Origin of the sequence: Peribacillus sp. V2I11 (genome assembly GCF_030817135.1) — a bacterium.
Classification (GTDB): Bacteria; Bacillota; Bacilli; order Bacillales; family DSM-1321; genus Peribacillus; species Peribacillus simplex.
Genome location: NZ_JAUSYW010000001.1, coordinates 3,423,911 through 3,449,531, shown reverse-complemented (window position 1 = coordinate 3,449,531; position 25,621 = coordinate 3,423,911). Strand labels below are relative to the sequence as shown.

The following is a 25,621-nucleotide window of genomic DNA, read 5'->3' as shown; positions in this document are numbered from 1 at the left end:
AACTAAAAAATCGAATTAGAGATTTCTAAGCAACTCCAATTGGGGTATCTACAATTAAGTTGGAATTAGGAATCACAGCCCTTCCTAAAACATCAAGGCTTATTTATCGATTTCACTCTGCAAGTTTTAAGTTATTTACAAAAAATTTAATTTGTATTACTAAAGTTTAAAAGACCCTACGATACCAGTGAGCCGCAGCTTCAACTTCATCAACAGTCAATTGATGCCCCCTATTTTCCCAATGAATTTCAACTTTTGCATTAGCCTTTTCAAATAAGGATTGAAGTTCAGTAGATTCCATCGACGAACATATAGGATCATTTTTACCAGCAGCAATAAATACTGATTTTCCTGACAAATCAGGAAGAACAATTCCTTTTCTCGGTACCATCGGGTGATGGAGAATGGCACCCTTTAATGCATTTTGATAGTGAAATAATAAACTAGCAGCTATATTAGCTCCATTTGAGTATCCAATAGCTATCATGTTTTCTCGATCAAAATTATACTTTGCAGCAGAATCATCAAGAAACTCATTTAATTCTTTTGTACGGAAAATCAGATCTTCCTCATCGAATACACCTTCAGCTAATCTCCGAAAGAATCGAGGCATTCCATTTTCCAATACATTTCCGCGGACACTTAGCACTGAAGCCTCGTCATCAATTCTTCCCGCTATAGGTAATAAATCTAATTCATTTCCGCCAGTACCATGTAGTAATAATAACGTTGGTTTCGTTGAATCTTTACCCTTATTAAATATATGTTTCATGATTGATCTCCCTCCAGAACGCGAACTTCCACAGTAGGTAAGGCTTCTTCTAATTCTTCTCGTTTTGGCTCCAGCCAAGATGGTAACATCAGTTTATTACCAAGCTCAACGACAGCTTCATCAACGGAAAAGCCTGGCGGATCGGTCGCTATTTCAAAAAGGATACCGCCTTGTTCATGGAAATACACAGCTTTGAAGTAGTTTCGATCACGAATCTCAGTCGGATAATACTCCTTATCTTGAAGAAGTGTTCTCCATCTCAAAAGATCTTGGTCATCCTTTGCCCTCCATGCGATATGGTGAACAGTTCCAGCCCCTTTTAACCCGCGAACCGAAGGAGTTAGCTTAATATCAATTGTATTTCCAAACTGACCATCCGATTTAAACCTAAGGAAGCTCGCTTCTTGCCCAAGACATTCGAGCCCTAATACGTTTTCAAGCACATTCGCAGTTTTATTAGGCTGAGTTGAAATTAAAATAGCTCCACCAAACCCTTTAATTGCAACCTCTGAATCGACTTCTCCAAAACTCCAATTATTTTTGGGCCCTTCATTTCGTTCCACTAATTCAATTTCAAGACCATCCGGATCTTGAAATTGTAAATATTTTTCTCCAAAACGTACTGATTGAATAAACCTAATTCTAAATTTTTTCAAACGATTTTCCCAAAATTCAATTGATTGATTCGGGATGATAAAACTGGTTACTCCAACCTGTCCTGTTCCAATTCGACCTTTTAACTGCTTTGGCCACGGAAAAAAAGTTATAACAGACCCAGGTTGACCAGTTTCATTTCCAAAATAAAGATGATAGACTTCTGGACGATCAAAGTTTATCGTCTTTTTTACAAGTCTTAACCCCAGTATGCCAGCATAAAAATCAATACTTCTTTGGGCATCGTTCACCATTGCTGTTATATGATGGATCCCTTTTGTTTTTTGCAACCTCACCATTCCCATTCTTTTCATTACTTTGATCAAGAAATTAATTAGGTCTCTCTATGGAAAAAATAACACCTAATTTTGCATAATTTGTACCAGCTAACCAGCTCACAACTCTAATTCCCTTACCTCAAATGGTAATAAACTTTGTTTAATCTGCCCTCTAAACTGTTCATACTGCTCTGGCAACATTAATTTTTCTCCCATCGTCGCTTCAGATTCATCGTGAGAAAATCCTGGAGGATCTGTTGCAATCTCAAAGAGAATTTCCCCGTGTTCTTTAAAGTAAATCGCATTAAAATAGTTTCGATCTCGTACAGGAGTTACCCCATATCCGTTTTCCTCAACATATTTTTGCCATTCCAATTGGTCTTGATCATCCTTTGCCCGCCATGCAATGTGGTGTACGGTTCCAGCACCCATTGTCCCGCGCCCTATTGGCGTTAATTTTAAGTCAATTACATTGCCAATTTCTGCTGAAGAACGGTAACGTGCAAAGTCGCCTTCCTTGCCGATTAATTCCAGTCCCAATATGTTTTCTAACAATACAGCCGTTTTGTCAGGATAGGTCGATAATAAAGTAGCACCGCCAAAGCCTTTAATAGCTACCTCAGGTGTTACCCCGCCAAAGGTCCATGTATTTACTTCCCCTTCTTCCCTTTCAACAATTTCCAAGTGTAGCCCATGAGGGTCATCAAATTCCAAGTATTCCTCGCTAAAGCGCTCCCTTACAGTAAAAGGAATATTGAAGGATTCCAGTCTTTTTTTCCAGAACTTCATAGCTCCTTTTGGAACAACATAAGATGTAACTCCTACTTGACCATCACCAATTTTTCCTTGACTAGCTCCTGCCCATGGAAAAAATGTCATGATTGTTCCTGGTTTTCCACCCTCATTACCAAAATAAAGATGGTAGGTACCTGGGTCATCAAAATTGACAGTTTTTTTCACTAAACGTAAACCTAATACACCTGCATAGAAATCAACATTCTCTTGAGGATGACCAACAATTGCAGTAATGTGGTGAATACCCATCGTTTTTTTACTCATTTTATTTTCACTCCCATTTTTATTTCTGGTTAGACACTACCCTTAAAAAAGCATCGCCAATTTGTCGATAATTGTATATACGACTTTATGGGTGTTTTTTCCTTTTTCTATAAATATTAGATCTTTAATTTTATTAAAAAAAGAATCATGGAAATTATTCACAATATCCATTATTAAGTTGGTTAAATAAAGGGGTATCGCCCAACATTTTCGATATCAAAGTGATATTGATGATATATGATTTCCAATGATTCAAATGAAATAGGTCAGAAGGAGAAAAAAGTTATAGTTGAGGTTGACATTATTGAAGTTTTCACCAGGAAGCTATATTGAATTAGCGATTACTATTTGAAATAGCAAGAAGATTCACCTTTATTCAATCAGAGAAGTAGATAAGCTTGATGTCATTATTAGGACAAAAAACATTTGCAGGATCAAAAAGATTCGTTGATAAAATAAATCTTTTCCAAAACGGTTAACAAAGATGGTTTGCCCTACCCAAGCCCACCAGATCGGAATGAAAATTAAGGCAAACTTTACTAAATACTCTACATGGATATGACCATCTTCAACATGAAGTAAAACATGAGTTGCAGCCGCAACCGCCGCCACAAATAACAAATCATAAAAGAGTTCTAACCACGTGACTTTCTTTTCTTCCATTTCTGCACTCCCTCCAATTTTTTTATAGTTACTAGAATGCTGGAAATATATAGTGATTGGAAGAGAAAATAAATAGACATAGTCTATTTGCCATAGCTTGCAAACACAAGCCAATAATAAGAAAACTAATGGGAAATCCTTACATCCTAGATTTTTTGTACTAAACACTTCATTAAATTAAACAGTTTGAAGATTAGGCATAAAGCCACTTTTTCATGTTGGCATATAATGGTACTATGAAGTGATTTTAACAAGGGAGGAAATATATGACAAAGACCATAGGCCTTATTTGTGGTAGTTTACGAAAAAACTCTTATAATCGAATCATTGCCCAATCATTAACAGAGATGGATGATTCCCATCAATTTCGTTGGATCGAGATAAATAATCTACCTTTTTTTAATGAAGACTTAGAAATAAGTGTTCCAGAAACAGTGACATCATTTAAATCTGCTATCCAGGACGTTGACGGTATCATTATTGTAAGTCCAGAGTACAATTCTGGAATTCCAGGCGTATTAAAGAATGCATTGGACTGGGCATCAAGACCTCGGAAATCCGCTGTTCTTAGCAGAAAACCGGTTGGCCTAATTGGAGCAACTCCTGGGGGATTAGGTACTGTTTATGCTCAGATGCAAATCAGAGAAATACTAGAAACTATGCAAGTTCATGTTCTTCCATTTCAAAAAGTGCTGATTTCTCAAGTACATGAAAAGATTGATTCCGATCAGAAAGTGCTTACTGACGAACAAACAAAACGTTATCTTCAGCGTTATTTACAACAATTTATAAATTGGATAGATAAAACCCTTGTTTTAGATAAATAGAAGTAGAGCAAGCATTTTTAAAAATAAATCTGACGTTTTTTCTGATTTCAAGAAAATTATTGACGTTAATATAAGTTTAGCTATAAACTGATTGTGGCAAATGAAGGAACTTATGGTAAATAAACTTTCTTCATTACTTTAATTTTAGGAGGAATACATAATGTCTGATCTCTATTCTCGTATTTCCAAAGATGATGCTGTCGTTCTTTTAGTGGATCATCAAACTGGCCTTATGGCTGGACTAGTTCGTGACTATGGTGTTGATGAATTCAAGAACAATGTTTTGGCTCTTGCTCACACTGCTAAGTTTTTTGATTTACCAGTTATTTTAACAACAAGCTTTGAAAACGGACCTAATGGACCACTAATGCAAGAATTGGTTGATCTTTTTCCTAACGCGCCAAAAATAGCTCGTCCTGGACAAATTAACGCATGGGATAATGATGATTTTGTAAAAGCAATCGAAAAAACTGGAAAAAAACAACTTATCCTCGCGGGCGTAGTTACGGATGTTTGCGTTGCTTTCCCGGCACTTTCCGCTATAAAAGCTGGGTATGAAGTATTTGCTGTTACTGATGCTTCAGGAACTTTCAGTAAACAAGTTGCAGAAGCTGCCAATACGCGTATGGCACATAGTGGCGTGCAACTTATGAACTGGTTTAGCGTAGCGTGCGAATTACAACGCGATTGGCGCAACGATGTCGAAGGTTTTGGCAATTTGCTTGCTAGTAATCTTCCAGGTTATCAAAATGTAATTGGAAGCTATATGGGAGCTCAGCGAGATCTCAGTAAACAAAATGCTTAGATTTATTTCTAAGAAATAGCTATAAATCACTTTTTTAAAAAGTGGATAGCATAAATTTAGCGCTGATTTAATCAGCGCTCCTTTTTAAATAAGAAGTATAGCAAGGCTTTTATTTTTACGATTACAGCTGAAACTAATAATTGCCTTTAAGATGAAACAATTTTAAAAAAGGAGTGTTTTATTATGAGTAATTTAGAATTGTTAACCCCGGAGAACAGTGCATTAATTTTGATCGATTTTCAGCCTCAAATGACTTTTGGAGTTGCAAGCATTGACAGACAAACATTAATGAATAACGTTATGCTGCTTGCTAAATCAGCAAAAGCTTTTAACGTACCTACTATTCTTACTACAGTTGAAACACAAAGCTTTTCTGGTTATTTTTGGCCACAAATTCTTGACATATTCCCAAACCATGAAATTATAGAACGTAGTTCAATGAACTCTTGGGAAGATTCAAAATTTGTTGAGGCAGTTAAAGCAACAGGTAGAAAGAAATTGATATTTGCAGCACTTTGGACTGAAGTTTGCCTTGCATTCCCTGTGCTTGAAGCAATTAAAGCTGGCTATGAAGTCTATGCAGTTGATGATGCTTCAGGTGGTACTAGTTTGACAGCACATAACGCTGCTATGCGTCGTGTAGAACAAGCTGGAGCAATTCCAGTGACAGCAATTCAAGTTTTACTTGAATACCAACGTGACTGGGCACGCAAAGACACTTATGATGCTGTTATGGAAATTGTAAAAGAACACACTGGCGCTTATGGTCAAGGCGTGGAATACGCATATACTATGGTACATGGCGCGCCTCCAAGCAGAAAAATATGAATCAAGAAACAGTAACTGCCGGAGAAAATCAAACAGGGAACACTATGGATGCTGGCGGTCCAGTAACAACGATTGTTACATGGGAAATTCAAGAAGGTAGAGAAAAGCAGTTTGAAACGTGGAGACATGAAATCGAAGCTGCCGCTACTGAATTTCCAGGGCATTTAGGCGTAAATCTAATAGTCCCCAATAACGGATCCAGAGAGTATACTGTTGTTTTTCGCTTTGATACGTATGAGCATCTACGTGCTTGGCAAGAATCAGATATTCGTCGAGATTTGTTAAAAAAGGCAGAACCATTTCAAGCTACTAATCCAACTTACAAAACTGAAAGCAGTTTGGCTTATTGGTTTGTTACTCCGAAAACGCCAGTTCCACCGCCAAAATGGAAAATGTCCATTGTTACCGTTCTTGGTGTATGGCCTCTTAGCATGTTGGTTCCTATAGTGATAGGACCTATTATAAAAAATATGAATCCTATTATGTCAGCTTTTTTTGGTTCAGTATGTATAGTGTCCTTGCTATCATGGGTAGTAATGCCGATTCTCGGTAAAATATTTCATCCATGGTTACAGAATAATAGGAAGTAGACGAGGTGTGAACATGAATTTACCGGATATGATCTTATATAACGGAAAAATCACTACCCTTGACCCATCTCAACCTGAGGTATCGGCTATCGCCATAACTGATGGTTTAATCACTGCGGTAGGTGGAGATGAGCTTCTAGATAGTGCCACAGAAAAAACCAAAAAAATAGACCTTAAAAGAAAGAGAGCTATTCCGGGCTTGAATGACTCTCATATACACGTTATTCGTGGCGGTCTTCATTATAATATGGAATTGCGCTGGGAAGGTGTGCCATCACTTGCTATTGCTCTGGAAATGCTTAGAGAGCAGGCAAGGCGGACACCTGCTCCCCAGTGGGTAAGAGTAGTTGGAGGTTGGTCTGAATTTCAATTTAAAGAAAGACGGATGCCAACTTTGGAAGAGATTAATGCTGTTTCTGAAGACACGCCTGTCTTTGTGCTACATCTTTACGATAGAGCACTTGTAAATCGTGCAGGGCTGCGTGCACTGGGATACACAAAAGATACCCCAGACCCTCCGGGCTGTTTAATTCAGCGAGATAAACGAGGTAATCCAACGGGTCTTTTAATTGCCAATCCTAACGCTTCTATTCTATATTCAAGTTTGGGTAGAGCTCCAGTACTTAATATTGACGACCAGATTAACTCTACTCGCCATTTTATGCGCGAATTAAATAGATTAGGTATCACAAGTGCCATTGACGCAGGTGGTGGATTCCAAAATTATCCTGATGATTACAAAGTTGTTGAACATTTAGCCGAGAATGATCAATTAACTTTGCGTATTGCTTATAATCTATTTACGCAAAATCCAAATCATGAATATGAAGACTTTGCTTCATGGGCAAAAATTGTTTCTCCAGGTCAAGGAAATGATAAGTATAAAATGAATGGTGCCGGAGAAATGTTAGTATTCTCGGCAGCCGATTTTGAAAAATTCCAAATGCCGCGGCCCGACCTAGCTACGGTGATGGAAGCTGACTTAAAGAAAGTAATTTCTCTATTGGTGGAAAACCGTTGGCCATTCCGTTTACATGCAACTTATGACGAGTCAATAACACGTTTCTTAAATGTTTTTGAGGAAGTCAACAGAGAAATTCCTTTTAATGGTCTACGCTGGTGGTTTGACCATGCAGAAACAATCTCAGATCGTAGTATGGAACGTGTTAAGGCTTTAAATGGCGGTATTGCCATCCAAGACCGCATGGCTTTCCAAGGTGAATACTTTGTTGATTTATACGGAAAGGAAGCTGCAAAGCATACTCCTCCGATTTATCGTATGCTAGACCTGGGTATACCTGTTGGCGCCGGTAGTGATGCAACGAGGGTTTCCAGCTATAACCCTTGGGTTGCTCTTTACTGGATGGTTGCAGGAAAAACCATTGGTGGTCTTTCGATATACGATGAAAAGAATAAACTTGACAGAAAAGTAGCCCTGGAACTATATTCCAAAGGAAGTGCATGGTTCTCCGGTGATGAAGATAAAAAGGGTACCCTTGCAGTAGGTCAGTTTGCTGATATTGCTGTATTGTCTGCTGACTACTTTACTGTGCCAGAAGAAGGAATCAAAGACCTTGAATCATTACTCACCATTATGGGTGGGCAGGTTGTTTATGGAAATGATGAATTTAAAAATTTATCACCTGAATTGCCGCCAGCATCACCTGATTGGTCACCGACGGGAGTTTATGGTTATGGTGGTGCTAACCTAGCCCACAATATACTTTCTCACGATGCCCATGATAACAAACATAGTTGCAGTAACCCTCTCCATCAACACACTCATACCGTAATAGGAAAAGATGGAACTAAATGGGGTATTGGTTGTACTTGCTTTGCTTTCTAATAAGGGTTTGGGGCCGAGGACGGACCCAAATAGTAATGGTATTAAGATCATAATGGTAATATGGGTTCTGGTGCAAATAGTATGTAGATACGAAATAGCAGTGTATTCCTAACGGAATCTACTACTATGCGGTAAGACCGAAGAGTTGATTGATTAACTTGATTTGTTTTTTGACAGACTTCTCTCCTTGCAAAGTCTGTCCTTTTTATATCCGCTATATTAATCGCCTATCTTATACCAAGAGATGCAAATAAGAAACCTGATGGGTCTGTTTTCTCTTGTTTTATTAAAATTGGAGTAATATTTAATAAAAAAGACTTACCTATTTGCTATATTATTTCAACAGTGCTCTTTATTTCACTAGTTGGCTATTATACAACCCTAGAAAGTTATCTAAGTGGTCCTAATTTTGGATTAAACCACTGGCAAATACTATTGATTCGAGCTGTTGGTATCATTGGAATGTTAGTTTGTTTCAGGTATTGCCTTGACCCTTCCTACCATCATTTCATTAATTGGACAACTAGCTGGATCCTCTCGTGGTATTGCTGTTTCGTTTCATATGTTTATGGCTTTCGTAGGTGCCTCTATCGGACCAATTGTATCAATTGCATTAGTCAAAAGTGGCTGTCATTTGATTACCTTTGCATCGTTGGCCGGAATACTACTTCTAAGTCTCATTATTCCGTTCTTCATCCGCATTGAATAAGGAAATAGAGAAAAAGCAACTCAGATATCCTAAGGGAATTCGTATAATAAGGGGTACCACATAGCCATCAAGTTAAAATTCTATAACTCCCCCAAAACGAAAAAAATGGGTTTATTTGTAACAAGTAAACCCGTTTTTTTCGTTTTGGGGTCGACTTGTTTTCTTAGCTTTATGGGCATGTGACGCTACCCCTATATATCTTTGGCTCTTTGGCTCATTAAGTTTAACTATAGCATTGAACGAGTTTAAATAACATGTATCAAATGTTTCCCCACTTTTAACCTCAGAAATATGATCTAGGAACAGCACATAGAATAGTATAGAAATACTGCGGCTAATGCCGGACATGGAGGGGATGTATTTATATGAGTACCAGAATAATCCGGCAGCTGATAAGGTCAAGGCAACAGGAATTAGTCGAACTTGCTGCTTCATTTATTCGAATTCCATCTGAAAATCCATCGCCCGAGTTTAAGAAGCGGTCAGCAGAAATGGGACGCCATATTAGCCGATACCTAGCAGCAAAAGGGTTCTTGATTACCGAGCACCGCCGTAGTGAAAATGCGCTGGTTACCGTGGTCTGTGATGCTCCCTTAACCAGGGTACCTGGTCCACGGCTCCTATTTTGTGGACATACAGATGTCGTACCTGCAGGCGATTGTTCACATTGGACCTTCGATCCTTTCTCAGGAGAAGTCAGAGCAGGTATGCTTTTGGGTAGGGGAGCCTCCGATATGAAAGGAGGCTTGGCATCACTGATTTTTGTGGCTGGACTACTTCAGGAGTTCGCCCCCACTCTTAATTTGAAAGGTAGCCTAGGAGTTATTGCCTCTCCGGATGAAGAGACTGGCGGCATTGAGGTGGCCTCGCTCCTGGATCAAGGATTGATTAAGGGTGATGCTTGTCTGATTGGTGAACCAACGGACCCCTACCATCCGAATGCCGGTGAAAAGGGCAAGGCATGGATGCAGGTGATCATACCAGGTCAGGCAGATCATGGCAGCCTACAACCGCTTTATGGAATCTCCGCCGTACGAAGAGGGGCAGCCGCGGTCGAAGCACTAACCAAGCTATGGGAGCTCAAGGCAAAGCCTCCGGCAGAGCCTTGTCAACTTTTGTACAATACTGAGTCGCTCCTATCCCAGCATCTAGGAAATCCCTTACTGTCACAGTTACTTTATCGTCCCTCTTACAATCCAGGTGTTATCCAGGGCGGAACAAATGTGAACGTCGTCGCAGACAAGTGTATCATTAAAGTGGATACCCGGGTTCCATTCGGTATGAAGCCCGAGTTTGTACTTGAAGTCGCTAGGAATCTTGTTAGTGCTGTAGCGCCAGGTGCGGTTGTAGAGCCACTGGTACCCTTTACTAATCCGAACTGGACCTTAGAGAATCGTCCAATTGTGAGGGCCATGGAACTGGGAATCCAGCGTGTCCTTGGAATGGAGGAACCCGTCTTCAGCGTACTTTTGCTTGGTTCAAGTGATGCCAGTCACTTCCGGCGCCATGGCATTGATACCGTCCTTTACGGTCCTGGGCTGGAACACACTATCCATGGGTACGATGAGCGGGTTTCAGTGGAGGACTTAGTAGAATCTGCCGAGATATATGCTGAGACGGCAGTCAAGTATCTTAGGTCATTTTAAATCTATTTTCACTAAACTTTATGCAGGGTATACTGCACGCGCTACTGCTAATGTTCTCTCAAGGTGTATATGGTGGTGGTTATTAGCGTGTTTTGATCAAACTTTGTTTCAAATTTACATGAAGACCAAAAGCTAAAAAAAGAGTCTGGAGCAGAAATAAAATGTACCTTTTGTAAAGGACAGCTTAAAAAAGCCTAGGCAGCTTGAAAAAGATGATTTTTGTATTGAACGAGGCTGCTGAAAAACTTACGTTTTAGAGTTAGTAATTGTTTTTCAAACAAAAATAGATCACTTTCTGTTCGATTTTGAACAGGAAGTGATCTATTTCTTTCATATTTAGTTACTTTTCTGCTTAAGGATCGTGAGAATTCGTTTGAGGTTGAGTTGACTACGAAAATGGCTGTTGCTCCTTGAATTTCCATGCCTAATAGACCGATGACGCCTCATTATACCCGTGTCTGTGTTTGAGTTCACTGTTCTTCGCCTCAATTTTATATCTTTCTTTCGCTAACATTTTAAATTCTTCACTATCTTGAAACGCTTCCTGTTCGCGATGCTCCGTTGATTTGATTGTGACAGAATACGTCTTGCTTTTTGCACCTTCCTTATAACACCCATTACGGAATGGACATATTTTACATTTTTCAATATCAAACATATAAGTGTCTTTTTGATTATTATTAATGCCCTTCTTGCCTGTACGTGCCTTGCGTTTAGCTAAATGTCCTGCTTTACACACACACATACATACCAGCATCTTTATTGTACTCAAATTCATCCTCTTTTTTTCTAGTACCCTGTGTGATATTAGGATTTAATTTTAATTTCGCAACTAATTGTAGTTCATTTTGATTCGCATATTGAATATTTTCTTTTTCTGAGTACGCCGTATCACCAATGACTGTTTCTATTTCAATGCCAGTTGTTTTACTTTTCTCGACTAAATCTTGTAGGTATTTTCCATCACTTTTTTCACCAGTTGTAACAATCGCAGCCGTAATAATACGTTCATCGCTCATCGCAATATGTGTTTTAAAACCAAAAAAAGAAGAATCAGCTGTCTTATGTCTAACACGAGCATCAGGATCACTGGAAAAGCTAAGCTGTTCTGTGTAATCTTCCACGACTTCTTTTAATACATTTAATTTTTCCTTCACAGCTGGAATCGTAGCGATTTGTGGTTCCTGTTCAACAATGGCAATGATTTCATTGCAATAATCTACTTCTTCTTTTACTTCGTTAGAAGTGGGTTTAGATGGGAATTTAGTTTTCATAGATTCATCGATTTGATACACGGCTTTTCGTACATTTTTCGATTTCTCTTGTAAAAATTCTTTGGGTGATTTTTGATTATAACGTGCTTTTGTATGAGTGGCATCGACGATAATTGTTTTACTTTTAATGATTTCCTTTTTTAGTGCAATCTCAACTGTCTTCCCAATAAGCATGTCTAATAAACTTACATCTTGTAGACGAAGTTTTCGGAATTTCGTTAAAGAACTCGGGTCAATTACTGAATCTTCTGGCGCCATATCAAGGAAATATTTAAACGACATATAAGTATTTAGAACGTTCCACTACATCCACATCTGGCAGATCATAAATCGATTTAAGCAATAAATATTTGAACATCCGAATGGGTGGCACTGCATTGCGACCGTTATCGAGACAATATTTTGTTTTTAATTCTTCGAGGGTGAACGTAAAGTCTACAAAGTCATTTATTTTTCGAAGCATATTATCTTTTGGCACAACAATATCATATATCGCCATGAATGGGCTAAGATTGAGAGATTCTTGGTTTGAAATCATTTGGATATCACCTACATACAATTAATATCATTATTATAAAGTAAAAAGGCAGTTGAAAGTTCGATTGAATCGAACTTTCAACTGCCTAATTTAAATATTGGACTTTTTCAGCAGCCTCGTATTGAACAGGAGTCATCTTTTGCCTGGATTTCCCATAATGACTCCTCCTATATACAAATTATAGTAACATCACTTATCTTAAACCTTCAGGTAATGTGTTTATTCCACATTTCAATCTATCTTCATAATGAATTCAAAATCAATTCATTATCATCCCTATTTTTTGTTGATTTTTGAACGAATAGGTATAGATATGGCACAAGAACCATAGAGATATAAAGCTATGAAAAGTAAAGGTGCTAATATTGATGAAATTTGATCTTTTGGAACAACCCAAAGTAATAAAACTGAAAAGGATATTGTTCCACGTATTCCCACAAATATCGCATAAAATAATAATCCAAAATTTAAAGCCTTCTTAAAATTCTCTTTATTAGTAGACATCAATATCAAAATTCACCACCTAATCTTTATTTTTTTTTAATCACTGTTTTTTAGAATTACTTATCTTCTTCTAATCCTACCTTTACTCCTACTCCGATACCATAACTTATTATTCTCGTATTCCATAAAACGTCGTTAAGTTCCTCCATTAGAAAAATAACGTCCGAAGCAACTCCCTTTTTGGGGTAAGCACCTGTAGGTTCAGTCAAAAATCCCATACACCCCAATGTTTTACGACAAATTAAAAAGAATCCATCTTTAAAAAAGATGGATCATTTTCTATCTGTGTTGCTGTGTCGACTTAGTTTTCACGCAGAGTTGATTGAAACGGAAGGTGCGAGACTCCTGCGGGAAATACGCGTCCAAGGGAGACCCCACAGGCGCAAAAGCGCCGAGGAGGCTCCCGGACCGCCCGCGGAAAGCGAGTGCCTGCAGTGGAATGAAACGATCAAAGCACACCCTCCAACATGGACAAGTTGTATGCCCCCTATAATGCGGAAGATTTACTTAATTATTTCATTACCCACTTGTTTCGGCTTCAGCTACCTTTTTGACACGTTCTAAAAATTCAACTACCACTTTATCGGTAGCAAATAATAAAAGGAATTTCACATACCATTTTAACGGGCGACTGGTGACTGTATATGTAAAGGAAGTTTTATTGTCATTGATTTTATTTAGTTCATAAAAAGCTTTAATTTCAAACATTTTAGCAAGTGTGAAGCCCACTTTTAGCTTTTTCTCATTAGTTTCATTCAAATATTCCAATGTTTCTATATCATACTCTTCTGTTCGTTTTCCTTCTCTATATTTTTGGCGATATACACTTCCAACCACTTCTTCTGTTATTTTAACCGGCTGGTGTTCAACTACTTGAGGCATGATTTGTTGCATATTTTCTACAGAACCATCAAGAAACTTCCAAACCTGTTCAATTGGGGCGTTTATTTCTATGTCTCTTGTCCATTCTTTCAATGTAATCACCTCTGCTTATATTATATTTCCTTTAATATGTAAAACCAACTTTACAACCGATTAATCGGTAAATAATTCAAGTTGCATTTTTTACTGGCGCTTTAAACAACACTTATTTTGAATTTATACGTCTTTCTGTAAATAAATTACTTTATAAGATTCTCTTTTTTAGCGTTATTCTTGTATAATAAAGCAAACGGTTACTTTTTCAGGAGAATCCAATGAATTTTATTTATATTAATCAGAACATATTAGATAATCTTTTTTATATCTTGGTAAGTATTTTGATTTATTACATTTTATTAGATCATGGCAAAAGGTTAAGTCAGTATGGCAAGACCCTTATCACTGCATGCCTGAGCATTCCTATTATATTATGTATGAAGTTTCCTATTTATATCGATGAATATTGTGTCCATGATCTTAGGCAAATCCCTTTTATTATAGGGACACTTTATGGCGGTTGGCCTGTAGGGGCTGCTCTGTTAGTCATCATATTGACTTTTAGGTTTGCTTTTTATGGTTTCAATTTACTTACGTTAATTGTTTATATCGTTATATTCATTATCACGGCTCTATTTTCTTCCAAATTCAAAAATTTTAATAGAAGAAATAAGCTAAATAGCTCCCTACTATTAATTTTGTTTCTGGGAATACTGACCAGCTTTATTTCACTCGGTATGTCTGATTATTTTCGAATAACGGAAGCGTATGTATTTTACTTTATCATCCTCCCTCCTTTCATTATCGTTTTGGCTTTATATATTATAGAAATTTTAAAAGATGCCATTTTAATCCGAACACAAATGGTAAGGCTTGAAAAAATGGAGGTAGTCAGTCAGCTTGCAGCAAGTATTTCACATGAAGTTAGAAATCCTTTAACAGTTGTGAAGGGATTTGTTCAACTGCTAAAGGCTCCTGATCTGACTCAAGAAGTAAAAGAACAATATATACAGCATGTTGTTAGAGAGCTTAATAGTGCAGAATCCATTATTAGTGAATACTTAGCATTTGCAAAACCTGCCATTGAAAAAGTAGAAAATATTTTTATTAACCGTGAAATAGGATATGTAATTGAAATGATAAAACCAATGGCTAGCATGAATTTGGTTACTATATCTGAACAGTTGGCTCCAGGCATTACCAGGGGGAATATTCAACATTTCAAGCAATGCTTCCTAAACCTAATTAAAAATGGTATAGAGGCAATGCCGAACGGCGGGGAACTTAGTATTGTTTCCTATGTAAATAATTTCGACGTCATTATCGAAATAAGTGACAATGGAATAGGAATGAACAAAGAACAAATAAATCGTTTTGGCGAACCTTATTACAGTTCCAAAGAAAAAGGGACAGGGTTAGGATCGATGGTGGCTGTCAAGACCATCCAAACGATGAATGGTACCCTTCATATTACTAGCCTTTTGAATAAGGGAACAACGATTTCAATAACACTTCCCGTTTATCATGAAGATCATTCTGCAAATTAACCCTCATATAAAAAGTCCGCCATTTACGGCGGACTTCAGACTGTAGACAAACTCGAAGAAAAGCGAATTTGCCTGCAGTTTTTTTATTTTAAAAATGTACCGGTGAATTTCAGAAATCCGCTCCCTTTCCGCCGACTGCCTGCCAAGCCCTCGGCGCAAGCGCCTATGGGGTCTCGGCTAGCCAGTAATTCGGCAGGAGTGTCGCAAATTTCTTCAAACCAATGAGGATTACAGTAAAAAAACATAAAAACCGGAGCACTTTATTCGACCAACTACACTGTCTTGGGCCATTGACGCACTTTATTCGACCCGCTGCATTTTCTTGGGCCATTGACGCAGTTTATCGACCTAAACCACACTATATTCGGCCGTTCACGTTCGACCTTCACCCACCATTCGGACTCTGAACCCCTGTTATATTCAAACAGAAGTCCGCCTACACCGGCGGACTTCTTACTGTTAAGTCCTTAAAATTAATTTTTCTGTTCAAGACATCGATAAACCGCCATCATGTCTCGTTTGTTCAATTCACGAATCCGGGCGAAAATGGGGATATCGGCAACGGCCTCGGTACGTTCACTTTCAGCCACGGCATCTTTTACTTTTCCTGTCAGCCAGGTCTGCACGTCGATGCTATCTACGATTGCTTTACGACCTTCATCTCGATGCCACTGGCATGACAACTCACACAGGATATCGTTAATTTATACACACCGTCATGGATGTTATCTTCTGAAATGACTTTCTTCCCATTACAGAATGGGCATTTATGACTTGCTTTAATTTTATTGATTTGGGTAACGATTTTTTTGTAACCAAACGCTTCATAGACATAGGTTAGTTTTTTGTATTTGCCATTGGTGAAGTATTCATCAATAATGGTTTCTCTTGTTTCGTTAATATTGGCAAAGTCACAGATGGTGATCTGGTTTTTGCTGCTGATTGCTTCGATATTGCCTTTTATGCTGTCCCAGAATGGCAGGGTATTTTGTAAAACCACTTCATACCCGACGAAGCTTGCCAGTTCCAGTTCGAGCATTTTCAACGCCGCTTTCGTTTCCCGAGGAAGGAATGAGACATCATCTGTAAGTGTGATATCGCCACCCACAATGGCTTTTAGTTTTTCCAGTTCCGGCAGCTTCCCTACAATTTTGATGACTTGATCGATCGGCTGTTGGATGATCTCGCGAATGTCTGTATCACCAAATGTCAGTTTTTTATGATGGTTCAGGACCGTTCCTTGACAGACTGGACAGGCGATCATCTCTTTAGATGCTTTCATCTGCTCTTTAATGATCGATTTCGATATGAACATATAACGTCCAATGATGAAATTGAATCCTTCCCATGTTCTTGATGCCTTGCCTGCTTTATCGTAAAAGGACTTTTCCCAATACCCATATAAGAAGGTTTGCTTTTCCTCATCTGTCATCTCATTATAACTTTTACTAATGTCGTGACCGAGTTCATTCTTGATCTCATCAAACAGGAATTGCAGTTTTGAATGTTGATAATATTTTAATACTTCCATCACGTCCGGATTTAATAATCCATCCCAGAATGGCACGTTTTTGTCTTGAATGACGACATCAAAGTCAAATTTTTCAATGACCCTGCGGCCCGAACAGCTTGGACAATGATTTTCTGCAGAATAGAAATCGAAGCTTCTTGTATCTTTATTGGTCGGATGTGCTGCCACTAGATGGTTGATCATTCCGCCCAATTCATAAAGAAACGTATATTGACTGTACAAGTGCCGTTCAAGATCGATGGCGATCACAGGTGCGATGGTGTCAGACTCGTATTCACCATAAATCACACGAGCAATTGGTGATAAGCTTTTTAAAATGCCGCCCTTATAGACGTTCTCTGCCTTTTTGAAATAGTCCAGATGATTTTCCTGTAAATGATCGATGCCCTTTTTTGACCGAAGTGTGGAAGTGATTTGCAATGGCTCCACTTGATCTCCATTGTCTTTGTGACGATAATGCTCATCATGACTGACAACGTCAAGATGCTGGACAGGTGTTAGCTGTCTTTTACCAAAATCAACGATATAATCCGAGCTATCCAGCATATAACCGTTATGTTCAATCATGATGATGGAGACGGATTCATCCTCCAGGATGACCCTGACACTATCGATGAATTGGTTTAAAATGTTTTGCGATAACCCTTTTGAAGGCTCGTCAAAAATGAACAGCGTGTGCGGGTTTCTTGTCTTTGCGAAAAGCTCGGAAACTAAGTGGACACATTGAAATTCACCCGTCGATAGTGTTTGTGTTTTTCTTTCTAACGTCAAATAACCAAGCCCAAGTTTGATCAATAAGCTCAAGCGTTTATGAGCGATGTCTTCCTTTGGCAATTCTTCGATGACATCTTCAATCGACCGCAGAAAAATATCATCAATTTCATCACTGTATTTGGTGAGTTTCTTTTTAATATCAAGAAACGTCGCAACGGTTGATCGACTGGTAATCGATTTGTTTCGGTCCTGACCGACCATGACCAGTTTATCTTTTGGGTAACGCTTCTGAAAATCTTTAGCGATACATTCATTGACAAGTGTTGATTTACCGCAGCCCGACTCACCCGTAAAGGTAACGAGCCTATTCTTGGGAATCCGGATTTCCTCCATTTGAATATTACGGCAGTAAAGATCCTGAAATTGATAGTATTCCGTTGGCGCTGCTTCATTTCGTTCCCAGCTGATTGGTTTGGGACGCGGTGATTCCTCAACAATTTTCCCGCCATATTTCCCGCTGCCAGGTCCAAAGAACAATTGTTCATTTGTGCTATCCAACACCGTGTCTGAGTGATCAATGAGCCAAATTTGGTTTTTATAACCTAATTGCTTAATCTGTTCCAAAATTTTCAAAAGGGTTTGATGATCAAGACCGACGGAGATCTCATCAATGATGATTACTGTATTTTCACTTGTTGCCATGAATTCAGCCAAGTAAAGCCGTGTTAATTCTCCCCCTGACACTGTCCCCATAATACGATTCAAACTTAAATAACCAATATTCATATTGATTATATTTTGGAGAATATGCTGTTTAGCTTCACTAATATGTAAGGTCTCTGCGAGTGAAAGGATCGTTTCGATGCTTAAGTTGTTGATATCGGAAATAGTATGCGGGCGATCTAATAATTCAATCGTATATTGCTCGACTTCTTGATTGTAGCGCTTCCCCTCACACTTTGGACATTCGACATTTTTCGTCGTACCGCGTCCTTTACAAGCGGGGCACCAGCCTAAGGCATTATTAAATGAAAAAACTTCCGGAGAAAGATTGAATTTTTCTGCAAGACAAACACGAATCTCTTTAAACACACCAGTATGTGTGCCAATGGTTGAACGGGGATTGGCTGAAATGGATGATTTGCCGAGAAAAAGGACCAGCGGCATTTCTTCCATCTTGATGGCGCTGAAGTTGGTTTCCATTATATTAGGGAATAAATACTGATATTCAGACTTGGGCAATAAGGAAACGAGACGCTTCTTGGATTCTTCCCCAATGGTTTGACAAAAAGTCGTTTTCCCGGAACCGGATAACCCGGCAATTCCTAATGATTGATCGTCTGCCAGTGCTGCATCTAAATGGTTTATATTATTCGCTATCAATCGATTTATTTTCATTTGTAACTCCTCTCCACTTTATTAAGCTCAGTCTTTCATATTAGCACAGCGATAAATGTATTTGGTATTTTTTTAACGGAAGCTCCATCCTTCCATTCTTTCACATTCCTCTGCTCCAAAAATATATGATTCATCGACAAAAATCGTGGACTTAGGAGAGGTTTTTTTCCATAATCAAAAAGATGATTAGAGCATTCTTATTAATTATTAAAGCCCCTCTCGATTAAGAGAAGGGCATTTTTTACGAAGTATGACCATATTTTTGCCCAATACACTTATTTTGTATTGGACTTTTTTTCCTTGTTTTCAAGCTCGCTTTTGGGCTCAGTGGAAAATTCGACATCTTTGCCATGTCCCTGCGGGTTAACACTTGGTGCGATTCGGCCTCTTCCTGCTGTCTTTTTACTCATTTCCTTCACCTCCAAGTATATTATGTCCGAACTGTTATAAATTAAAAACGAGGTCGTTTCTTTCTGTGAACGTCTCCCTGCAATCCAGGAACTTATAAAGAGTACCCCAATAAAAAACCTGCATAGAACTAAAGTCTACACAGGTTTCAAAAAAGCTGTTTTCGATATTTCGAATATGGAAATTGTCTAATCATGAACCAATAATCCTATAATGCAATGACCTTAAACACCCTACAATGCTGGACGGATCTACTTTAAATTACGGGTGTAATTAAATGTGTCTTTGTTCTGAGGAACATCAGGATCTTTTTTCCCGGCAGGCTGTACTGCTCTTCCTGTATTTCCACTATACCCTTCTTCCATGGGCCCTGGATAATGATAATGACCATCATTAACTGATTGAGTTGTTAATTCACCAGTCGCCTGGCTTACTCCCGTTTCCACCTTTTTCTCGTTAGTCAATTCATCTCCTCCTTTCCAAAGATTCCTTTATAGTATTTGATAAAGGAACGATAAAATTAAAGAAAAAAAAGGAAGCACTAATAATTACTCCATTCCCAAAAACCTGATAAGTCCCCTTTTGTTAATCTAGGGTCAGAAGTAAACTCTCCGTGGCATCGTTGAGCAAGAAAGGACTGGGTTCGCCGACCGTATAAATCTGCAAGTTATGCATAGCCCGGGTACATGCGGTGTAGAACAATCTCCGCAAGCTCTCATCACCGTATGTTTGCACAGATGCATCATAAATGATGACAGCATCAAATTCGATGCCTTTGGCCAAATATGCCGGAATGACAACAACACCCTGTTCATATTCATTTGTGCCTTTCTGTACGAGTTTAATTTCACCGATGATACTAAGGGCATCGTATGCAGCGGCACTTTCCGCAGCAGATTTACATATTATTGCGATTGTATTATACTCACGGCTTTGAAAGTCTTTGACTTTAGACATGATTTTGTAATGCAATTCATCGCGGCTGGACACTTGAGTCAGTACAGGCTTCTCGCCTTCACGATCGAATGCCTTAATTCGATGGCCTTCGGGAACTAGTTCACGTGTGAATTCTATAATCTGCTTTGTGGATCTGTAGCTTTGATCCAAGGTTATACTCTCTGTTTCACTTATTCCGTATAAACTGGTAAGAGTCTCGAAATCCACCCGTTCGCTGGCATGAGCGAATATTGCCTGGTTAAAGTCACCGAGTACGGTCATCCTCGCTGAAGGAAACAACCGTTTCAAAAACTCGAATTGAAATGGAGAATAATCTTGTGCTTCGTCTACAAGCACGTATTTTATAGCGGTATTCGTCTGAAATCCTAGAATTAGCTCCTTCAACAGCAAAAACGGAGTCGCGTCTTCGTAATGCAGTTTACCTTCGTCCAGCATTTTTTGCGTTGATAAACATATTTCCCTTTCGGCAGGTGTTTTACCCTCATTCCATAGGTCGATACGTGTTTGTTCGTCAAAAAGTTGCTTGTATATTCCCTTAATATTGATAAAATGAAGTGCTTTTATCCGTTTGCGTAACGTCTTCAATTTCTTTCGAACAATCATGCGCGCGAGCATTTTATTCTCTTTCTCATAATCGTCATAGGAATCTTCAGTAAGGCCGCGTTTTTTCTCTAAGTAGGTGTATACCTTCTGATAGTCTTCTTTGCTAAGATACTCGATTTCCTCCTCGACCCAAGGTTTTTTCAACTCAACCTTTTCCGTTTCATCAAGTAAGTCACATAACCACTCTTTCAACTTTTCAATCCTATTGTGAAATTTTAATGTGGTGTCTGTATTATAAAATCTTTCTGAGATTTGTTTGGCGGAGACGAGCGTTTTCCCTCGAAACCTTAACCCTTTAAAGATCATTCCAGATAATCCCAGTGATTGACTGTATGCTTTGATTATCTCAAAGAAGCGAATGGAAGCCTTAAATTGGATACTCGCTGTCCTAGTGCCATAGGAAGGATCATCCGCTTCAGTCAACAAAAATTCTAATTGCTCATAAGGGTCCTCAACTTGAAATGTGTCAGTAAGGCGATGGTCCAAATATTCCTGGAATGTTACCTGCTGCATATTCTCTTCGCCAAGTTCGGGCAATACATTGGATACGTAGTTATTAAACATTGAGTTAGGTGAGAATAGAATGATTTGATCGGCTTTTATCCTATCTCGATACTTATAAAGCAAGTAAGCGATCCGTTGGAGGGCAGCTGATGTCTTGCCACTGCCAGCGGCTCCTTGAACAATGAGCAGACGTCCGCGATCGTTCCGGATGATCCTATTCTGCTCCCGTTGAATGGTGGACACAATACTGTGCATATGCTTATCCGTCCCCTTACCAAGCACCTGCTGCAGTATCTCATCTCCAATGGTGAGACTCGTATCGAACATTGATTCGATAACCCCTCCCTTGATGATATATTGCCACTTATTCTCCAGCATCCCCCGAATTACGCCTCCGGGAGTAGAGTATTCTATGGGACCGGGAGGATAGTCATAATAAACACTCGAAATCGGAGCCCTCCAATCGTAGACAATGAAGTTTTCTCCTGTTGTATCAGTAAGGGTGGCGGTCCCAATATAAATATGTTCCGTAAGGGAAGACCCTTCTTCAGTTAAATCAATCCGGCCGAAATAAGGTGCCCCCTGCATGCGGCGCAGTGTTGACAACCTCTTGAAGGAATATCTATGTGCTCCTTCGCTTTGTGATAAGGCTTGAGCCTGCTGCCTTAAGCCAATGATGGTCTCGAGGTAATCATCGAAAGTATCGATATTAACCTTGAGGTCATCCCAAAAGTGTTTACGGATAGTAACGACTTCTTTTCTGCGCAGGGAAGTTTCACCTTCTATTTTGTTGATTTGTTTCGTAATTGTTCTTATCACCTCATCCAAACGTTCTTGCTCCTGCCGAATTTCATTGTTCATATCAGACACTCCTTTAAAAAATGAAAATAGGGGTTGACTAGAGGTGAGTTTTACCTTATAATTATATTAAGGGGTAAACTGTTTTTGTATATTATTAAATGTGTTTCTATACTAAGTTATCACAATTTCTGAATGATATCAATATATATTGCACATCAGTTGCCATAATAAATCGTCGTTTTAAACTCTAATTTAACATGTACATTCAGTAACCAGTTGAGCAAGCAGCTTGACTGGTTATTTTTATGACTATTTACATGTTGAAAGCCTAAATGCTTCGCTAGTCCTGTTTTCATAATAGTTGCAACACCCACATCAACGGTTGATTCGTAGTTATCGATGACATGTGATTCATACTGTCTTGACTTATTTTTGTTTGTTAGATAATTTGTTTAGAATAAAACTTTTTTGCAGGAGAATTTATAATGAAAAAATATAAAACATGTCAGAGTTGTGGAATGCCGCTTTCTAAAGATGAATTAGGTGGTGGAACTGAAAGAGATGGTAGTAAAAGTACTAAATATTGTAGTCATTGTTATATAAATGGTGAATTCACTCAAAATATTACTGCGATGGAAATGCAAAAATTTGTTCAAAATCATTTGATGGAAAATATGAAAATGCCTAAATTTATTGCTAAGTTTTTTACTAGAGGAATCCCAAAGTTAGAGCGATGGAATTAATCAACCATTAGAAAACGAATGAACCTTTTTTATCCTTTTCTGTTGATGTGAAAGAAAGTCATACCGTTCATAAAAAATACGAAGAAAAAAGCGATAAAGACAAATCCATATTAACGGATTTGTCTTTATGTTTCCATTGAAAAACACGAAAATGTTTTTGTGAATTTTCAATCTATTCCACTTGAGTTCCTGGTTTTATTTCATCATCTGTCTTGCTTCCATAAACAGCACTTGGATAAACTTTTTCATGTTATTACGGCTCTGGCTGCTTACTTTTTTGCTCTTGTCTTCCAGCTCCAGCATTTTTTTGCGGACTTCCGAGAAATCAAAAAATGTGGATGAATAGGCTTCGAATTTTGGATTCATATAATCCGTCAATCCTAATGAAGCGATATGGATGAGGGCCTGGTTAAGAGCGCGGCGGACACGCTGCTCAGAAGCTTTCATTTCTTTCTGGATTTCGGCCTCTTTCGCTTGATCTCCCAGCTTTTCAGCAGCAATCCCTGCAAAAATTTCCTTTAAATATGGAAATGTGTAGGCGGAACCGAGTCTTTGCTTTTCATTTTGGAGGAATCCTAAAATGTTCAATAAATCTTCGCTTCCCCCTTCGCCAATCATACCTAAATCGGAAATTAAGGAACGTCCGGCTTCCATAATATTTTTTGTATGAAAGGAGGACACTTTCGAAGACTTCGGGCGGCCCGTAAACACGTTCAACGATTTTTGAATGCCCTGGATCGATTGATCCACCAGTATTCGCTCGTTCACTTTGTTTAATATGCATGAAATTTCAACTTGGTTCAGCGGTTTTGTAATGTAGTATTCCGCCCCTAATCTATACGCCTCTCCAATCAGTTCTTTCGATTCCACTTGCGAAATCATTACAAACTTTCCTTGAAATCCATCAGCAAGAGCCCTGATCGTTTCAATTCCGTCCCTTATTGGCATGAGCAAATCAATTAGGACAACATCTGCTTTCTTTAAAAACAACAAGCCATTATTCACCAGCGAACCGTCTTCTGCTTCTCCCACCACTTTTCCTAAATCTTCGTCTTCAATCATCTCAATCAGCATTCCTCGAATGGCAGGATCGTCATCTATAATGAAATAATTCATCTCGTTAACCCTTTCTCCATAATCGCATCAATCGGAAGTTCTATGATGAATGCGGTTTCTTTATAGTTATCCATTAGCCTGATATGCCCTCCAAATTTTTCAACAGTTTGTTTCACATACGATAAACCAATTCCCGTCGAAGGGTTTCCCGCCGCATCGAATTTCTTAGTATATCCTGCTGTAAAAATGACTTCTTTCCGCTTCGGTGCAATGCCGGGGCCATTGTCACTGATGAAAAACTCCACGAATTGATCTTTCCTTTTCACATGCATTGATACGTATCCCTCTTCTTTAATGGCTTCCACTGCATTGGCCAATAAATTATTTATTAATGATAATACCATATATACATGGTAAGGCGGATGGTCACCATCTATATGCAAGGAAAATGAAATATCTTTGCGAAGGGACTCTGCATATCGTCTATTGGACACGATCATGATGTTACCAAGCTCTTCGATATTCATATATTCCTGCAGGTTTTCGGAAGACATGAGTTCCGACAGCCCCGCATGAATCCGCTGATTATCTTTTTTGATTTCATGCACGAGACCGGCAATCTGCAACGCAGTTTGCGCATCGCTTCCATTAGTCCCTTCTGATTTTAACCGACGGTAAAAGTCATAACAAGTGCGGGTGATTTCTTCCGCATTTTGCATCGTTTTCTTCAGCTGAACCGATTCTTCATATAAACTTGAAATGAAAAGCAGCATTTGTTCCTTTTGCATGCGCTGCTCCGCTTCTGCGAATCTTGCTTCTCTCAGCTTTAATATATTAAAAAAGCCGAGAACGAAAAAGCTTCGAATAAAGGCGATTAAAACGAGTTCGTCAATGGCTAGCAAGGGTGTGCCCTGATTCGCCAAGAAGGAACGGATCGCCATTTCCGATACACTTGCAATAAGCTCGATCAATACCCCTAAAAGCCCGACCATAAACGGCTTATCGTGCCGTTCGTTCAATTTCGTTTTATGAAATGCGAACGCGTAGATGAAGTAATAGAAAAAGGCTGGAACATGAAGATACATCGCTTCCTCAACAGATATGTCCCGAATCCCGACAGCCAGTGAAAAACGAAAAACAAACACACTCATTCCCGTTAATAGACCTGCAATAATCGGGTGTATCTCCCTCCCCCATAGTAAAAACAAGAAAAAGACGGGGGTTCCCAAACTGACCCTGAATGTATTGTCGAATGGATAAAACTTGAATTCACTCACAAGAGGCACCGCAATCATAATCAATAGTAATATCCTTATACTCTTTTTCAATACGGTCCCTCCCTAGTCACTATATTAAAAACATAACACATGAAGTGGTAAAAAAGAGAGAAGGGTTTTGACTGAAATGATTATTTTTTCTGGCGCTTGTAAATATCAGTAGGTTTCAGT

18 protein-coding genes and 4 pseudogenes are annotated in these 25,621 nt (G+C 38.7%); 8 read left to right on the top strand and 14 right to left on the bottom strand.

The annotated features are described in order from the left end of the window. Nucleotides 1-166: 166 nt before the first annotated feature. The 4 genes and pseudogenes from QFZ73_RS16825 to QFZ73_RS16810 all read right to left on the bottom strand — a co-directional run. Nucleotides 167-775 (bottom strand): alpha/beta hydrolase, encoded by a 609-nt coding sequence (locus tag QFZ73_RS16825; protein ID WP_307272849.1) that lies wholly within the window; start codon nucleotides 773-775, stop codon nucleotides 167-169. Beyond that, nucleotides 769-1,716 (bottom strand): ring-cleaving dioxygenase, encoded by a 948-nt coding sequence (locus QFZ73_RS16820; RefSeq protein WP_307268424.1) that lies wholly within the window; start codon nucleotides 1,714-1,716, stop codon nucleotides 769-771. The genes QFZ73_RS16825 and QFZ73_RS16820 overlap by 7 nt, the downstream gene beginning before the upstream one ends. 105 nt (nucleotides 1,717-1,821) lie before the next feature. After that, nucleotides 1,822-2,763 (bottom strand): ring-cleaving dioxygenase, encoded by a 942-nt coding sequence (locus QFZ73_RS16815; protein ID WP_307268421.1) that lies wholly within the window; start codon nucleotides 2,761-2,763, stop codon nucleotides 1,822-1,824. A 390-nt stretch (nucleotides 2,764-3,153) separates the two neighbouring features. Continuing rightward, nucleotides 3,154-3,426: pseudogene (locus QFZ73_RS16810) on the bottom strand (low temperature requirement protein A); the annotation flags it as partial. A 266-nt stretch (nucleotides 3,427-3,692) separates the two neighbouring features. On the opposite strand from QFZ73_RS16810, the gene QFZ73_RS16805 reads away from it, so the two are divergent. The 5 genes from QFZ73_RS16805 to QFZ73_RS16785 all read left to right on the top strand — a co-directional run bounded on the left by QFZ73_RS16805 (nucleotide 3,693) and on the right by QFZ73_RS16785 (nucleotide 8,322). Next, on the top strand, nucleotides 3,693-4,253 hold the full coding sequence (locus QFZ73_RS16805) for an NADPH-dependent FMN reductase (protein ID WP_307268418.1): 561 nt from the start codon (nucleotides 3,693-3,695) through the stop codon (nucleotides 4,251-4,253). Nucleotides 4,254-4,413: 160 nt separating this feature from the next. Next, nucleotides 4,414-5,058, top strand: coding sequence for an isochorismate family cysteine hydrolase YcaC (gene ycaC, locus QFZ73_RS16800; RefSeq protein ID WP_251437498.1), 645 nt, complete (start codon nucleotides 4,414-4,416; stop codon nucleotides 5,056-5,058). A gap of 183 nt (nucleotides 5,059-5,241) precedes the next feature. Further along, the gene (locus QFZ73_RS16795) at nucleotides 5,242-5,886 is read left to right on the top strand and encodes a hydrolase (protein WP_053535280.1); all 645 of its coding nucleotides are present in this window, start codon (nucleotides 5,242-5,244) and stop codon (nucleotides 5,884-5,886) included. Then, nucleotides 5,883-6,476, top strand: coding sequence for an antibiotic biosynthesis monooxygenase (locus QFZ73_RS16790; protein ID WP_307268409.1), 594 nt, complete (start codon nucleotides 5,883-5,885; stop codon nucleotides 6,474-6,476). The genes QFZ73_RS16795 and QFZ73_RS16790 overlap by 4 nt, the downstream gene beginning before the upstream one ends. A 13-nt stretch (nucleotides 6,477-6,489) precedes the next feature. Then, nucleotides 6,490-8,322 carry an amidohydrolase gene (locus tag QFZ73_RS16785; protein ID WP_307268406.1) on the top strand — a complete coding sequence of 611 codons (1,833 nt, stop codon included), beginning with the start codon at nucleotides 6,490-6,492 and terminating at the stop codon, nucleotides 8,320-8,322. A 124-nt stretch (nucleotides 8,323-8,446) separates the two neighbouring features. On the opposite strand, the pseudogene QFZ73_RS29165 reads toward QFZ73_RS16785, so the two are convergent. Beyond that, a pseudogene (locus QFZ73_RS29165) lies at nucleotides 8,447-8,527 on the bottom strand (IS6 family transposase); the annotation flags it as partial. 869 nt (nucleotides 8,528-9,396) lie between these two features. Here QFZ73_RS29165 and QFZ73_RS16775 point away from each other — a divergent pair. Beyond that, nucleotides 9,397-10,677 carry a M20 family metallopeptidase gene (locus tag QFZ73_RS16775; RefSeq protein WP_307268402.1) on the top strand — a complete coding sequence of 427 codons (1,281 nt, stop codon included), beginning with the start codon at nucleotides 9,397-9,399 and terminating at the stop codon, nucleotides 10,675-10,677. Nucleotides 10,678-11,013: 336 nt separating this feature from the next. Here QFZ73_RS16775 and QFZ73_RS16770 read toward each other — a convergent pair. The 3 genes and pseudogenes from QFZ73_RS16770 to QFZ73_RS16760 all read right to left on the bottom strand — a co-directional run bounded on the left by QFZ73_RS16770 (nucleotide 11,014) and on the right by QFZ73_RS16760 (nucleotide 13,968). Next, a pseudogene (locus tag QFZ73_RS16770) lies at nucleotides 11,014-12,489 on the bottom strand (IS1182 family transposase). A gap of 560 nt (nucleotides 12,490-13,049) precedes the next feature. Further along, nucleotides 13,050-13,202 carry a hypothetical protein gene (locus tag QFZ73_RS16765; RefSeq protein ID WP_307268398.1) on the bottom strand — a complete coding sequence of 51 codons (153 nt, stop codon included), beginning with the start codon at nucleotides 13,200-13,202 and terminating at the stop codon, nucleotides 13,050-13,052. Nucleotides 13,203-13,512: 310 nt separating this feature from the next. Then, on the bottom strand, nucleotides 13,513-13,968 hold the full coding sequence (locus tag QFZ73_RS16760; RefSeq protein WP_307268394.1) for an SRPBCC family protein: 456 nt from the start codon (nucleotides 13,966-13,968) through the stop codon (nucleotides 13,513-13,515). A gap of 221 nt (nucleotides 13,969-14,189) precedes the next feature. Between QFZ73_RS16760 and QFZ73_RS16755 the strand changes: the two genes are divergently transcribed. Beyond that, a complete protein-coding gene (locus QFZ73_RS16755; protein WP_307268391.1) occupies nucleotides 14,190-15,458 on the top strand; it encodes an ATP-binding protein in 1,269 nt (422 codons plus the stop codon). Nucleotides 15,459-15,931: 473 nt separating this feature from the next. Here the strand turns inward: QFZ73_RS16755 and QFZ73_RS16750 are convergent. The 4 genes and pseudogenes from QFZ73_RS16750 to helD all read right to left on the bottom strand — a co-directional run bounded on the left by QFZ73_RS16750 (nucleotide 15,932) and on the right by helD (nucleotide 22,434). Beyond that, nucleotides 15,932-19,101 (bottom strand): annotated as a pseudogene (locus QFZ73_RS16750) (ATP-binding cassette domain-containing protein). A gap of 275 nt (nucleotides 19,102-19,376) precedes the next feature. Further along, on the bottom strand, nucleotides 19,377-19,511 hold the full coding sequence (gene sspL, locus QFZ73_RS16745) for a small, acid-soluble spore protein L (RefSeq protein ID WP_307268388.1): 135 nt from the start codon (nucleotides 19,509-19,511) through the stop codon (nucleotides 19,377-19,379). A gap of 249 nt (nucleotides 19,512-19,760) precedes the next feature. Further along, nucleotides 19,761-19,973: a hypothetical protein gene (locus QFZ73_RS16740; protein ID WP_307268384.1), complete on the bottom strand. Its 213-nt coding sequence runs from the start codon at nucleotides 19,971-19,973 to the stop codon at nucleotides 19,761-19,763. Nucleotides 19,974-20,094: 121 nt separating this feature from the next. After that, nucleotides 20,095-22,434, bottom strand: coding sequence for an RNA polymerase recycling motor HelD (gene helD, locus QFZ73_RS16735; RefSeq protein WP_307268380.1), 2,340 nt, complete (start codon nucleotides 22,432-22,434; stop codon nucleotides 20,095-20,097). Between the two features lie 425 nt (nucleotides 22,435-22,859). Between helD and QFZ73_RS16730 the strand changes: the two genes are divergently transcribed. Continuing rightward, complete coding sequence (locus QFZ73_RS16730; RefSeq protein WP_251437481.1) at nucleotides 22,860-23,117, top strand: zinc ribbon domain-containing protein; 258 nt, start codon at nucleotides 22,860-22,862, stop codon at nucleotides 23,115-23,117. A gap of 195 nt (nucleotides 23,118-23,312) precedes the next feature. On the opposite strand, the gene QFZ73_RS16725 is transcribed toward QFZ73_RS16730, so the two are convergent. Together QFZ73_RS16725 and QFZ73_RS16720 are read right to left on the bottom strand one after the other, a co-directional pair. Next, a complete protein-coding gene (locus tag QFZ73_RS16725) occupies nucleotides 23,313-24,233 on the bottom strand; it encodes a response regulator (protein WP_307268376.1) in 921 nt (306 codons plus the stop codon). Continuing rightward, nucleotides 24,230-25,501 carry a sensor histidine kinase gene (locus QFZ73_RS16720; RefSeq protein WP_307268373.1) on the bottom strand — a complete coding sequence of 424 codons (1,272 nt, stop codon included), beginning with the start codon at nucleotides 25,499-25,501 and terminating at the stop codon, nucleotides 24,230-24,232. The genes QFZ73_RS16725 and QFZ73_RS16720 overlap by 4 nt, the downstream gene beginning before the upstream one ends. Nucleotides 25,502-25,621: the final 120 nt, after the last annotated feature.

Bases quoted from the DNA above. Each gene is read 5' to 3' on its own strand.
- QFZ73_RS16815 (WP_307268421.1), bottom strand. From the start codon at position 2,763: ATGAGTAAAAAAACGATGGGTATTCACCACATTACTGCAATTGTTGGT.
- QFZ73_RS16805 (WP_307268418.1), top strand. From the start codon at position 3,693: ATGACAAAGACCATAGGCCTTATTTGTGGTAGTTTACGAAAAAACTCT.
- ycaC (WP_251437498.1), top strand. From the start codon at position 4,414: ATGTCTGATCTCTATTCTCGTATTTCCAAAGATGATGCTGTCGTTCTT.
- QFZ73_RS16795 (WP_053535280.1), top strand. From the start codon at position 5,242: ATGAGTAATTTAGAATTGTTAACCCCGGAGAACAGTGCATTAATTTTG.
- QFZ73_RS16790 (WP_307268409.1), top strand. From the start codon at position 5,883: ATGAATCAAGAAACAGTAACTGCCGGAGAAAATCAAACAGGGAACACT.
- QFZ73_RS16785 (WP_307268406.1), top strand. From the start codon at position 6,490: ATGAATTTACCGGATATGATCTTATATAACGGAAAAATCACTACCCTT.
- QFZ73_RS16775 (WP_307268402.1), top strand. From the start codon at position 9,397: ATGAGTACCAGAATAATCCGGCAGCTGATAAGGTCAAGGCAACAGGAA.
- QFZ73_RS16755 (WP_307268391.1), top strand. From the start codon at position 14,190: ATGAATTTTATTTATATTAATCAGAACATATTAGATAATCTTTTTTAT.
- sspL (WP_307268388.1), bottom strand. From the start codon at position 19,511: ATGAGTAAAAAGACAGCAGGAAGAGGCCGAATCGCACCAAGTGTTAAC.
- helD (WP_307268380.1), bottom strand. From the start codon at position 22,434: ATGAACAATGAAATTCGGCAGGAGCAAGAACGTTTGGATGAGGTGATA.
- QFZ73_RS16730 (WP_251437481.1), top strand. From the start codon at position 22,860: ATGAAAAAATATAAAACATGTCAGAGTTGTGGAATGCCGCTTTCTAAA.
- QFZ73_RS16725 (WP_307268376.1), bottom strand. From the start codon at position 24,233: ATGAATTATTTCATTATAGATGACGATCCTGCCATTCGAGGAATGCTG.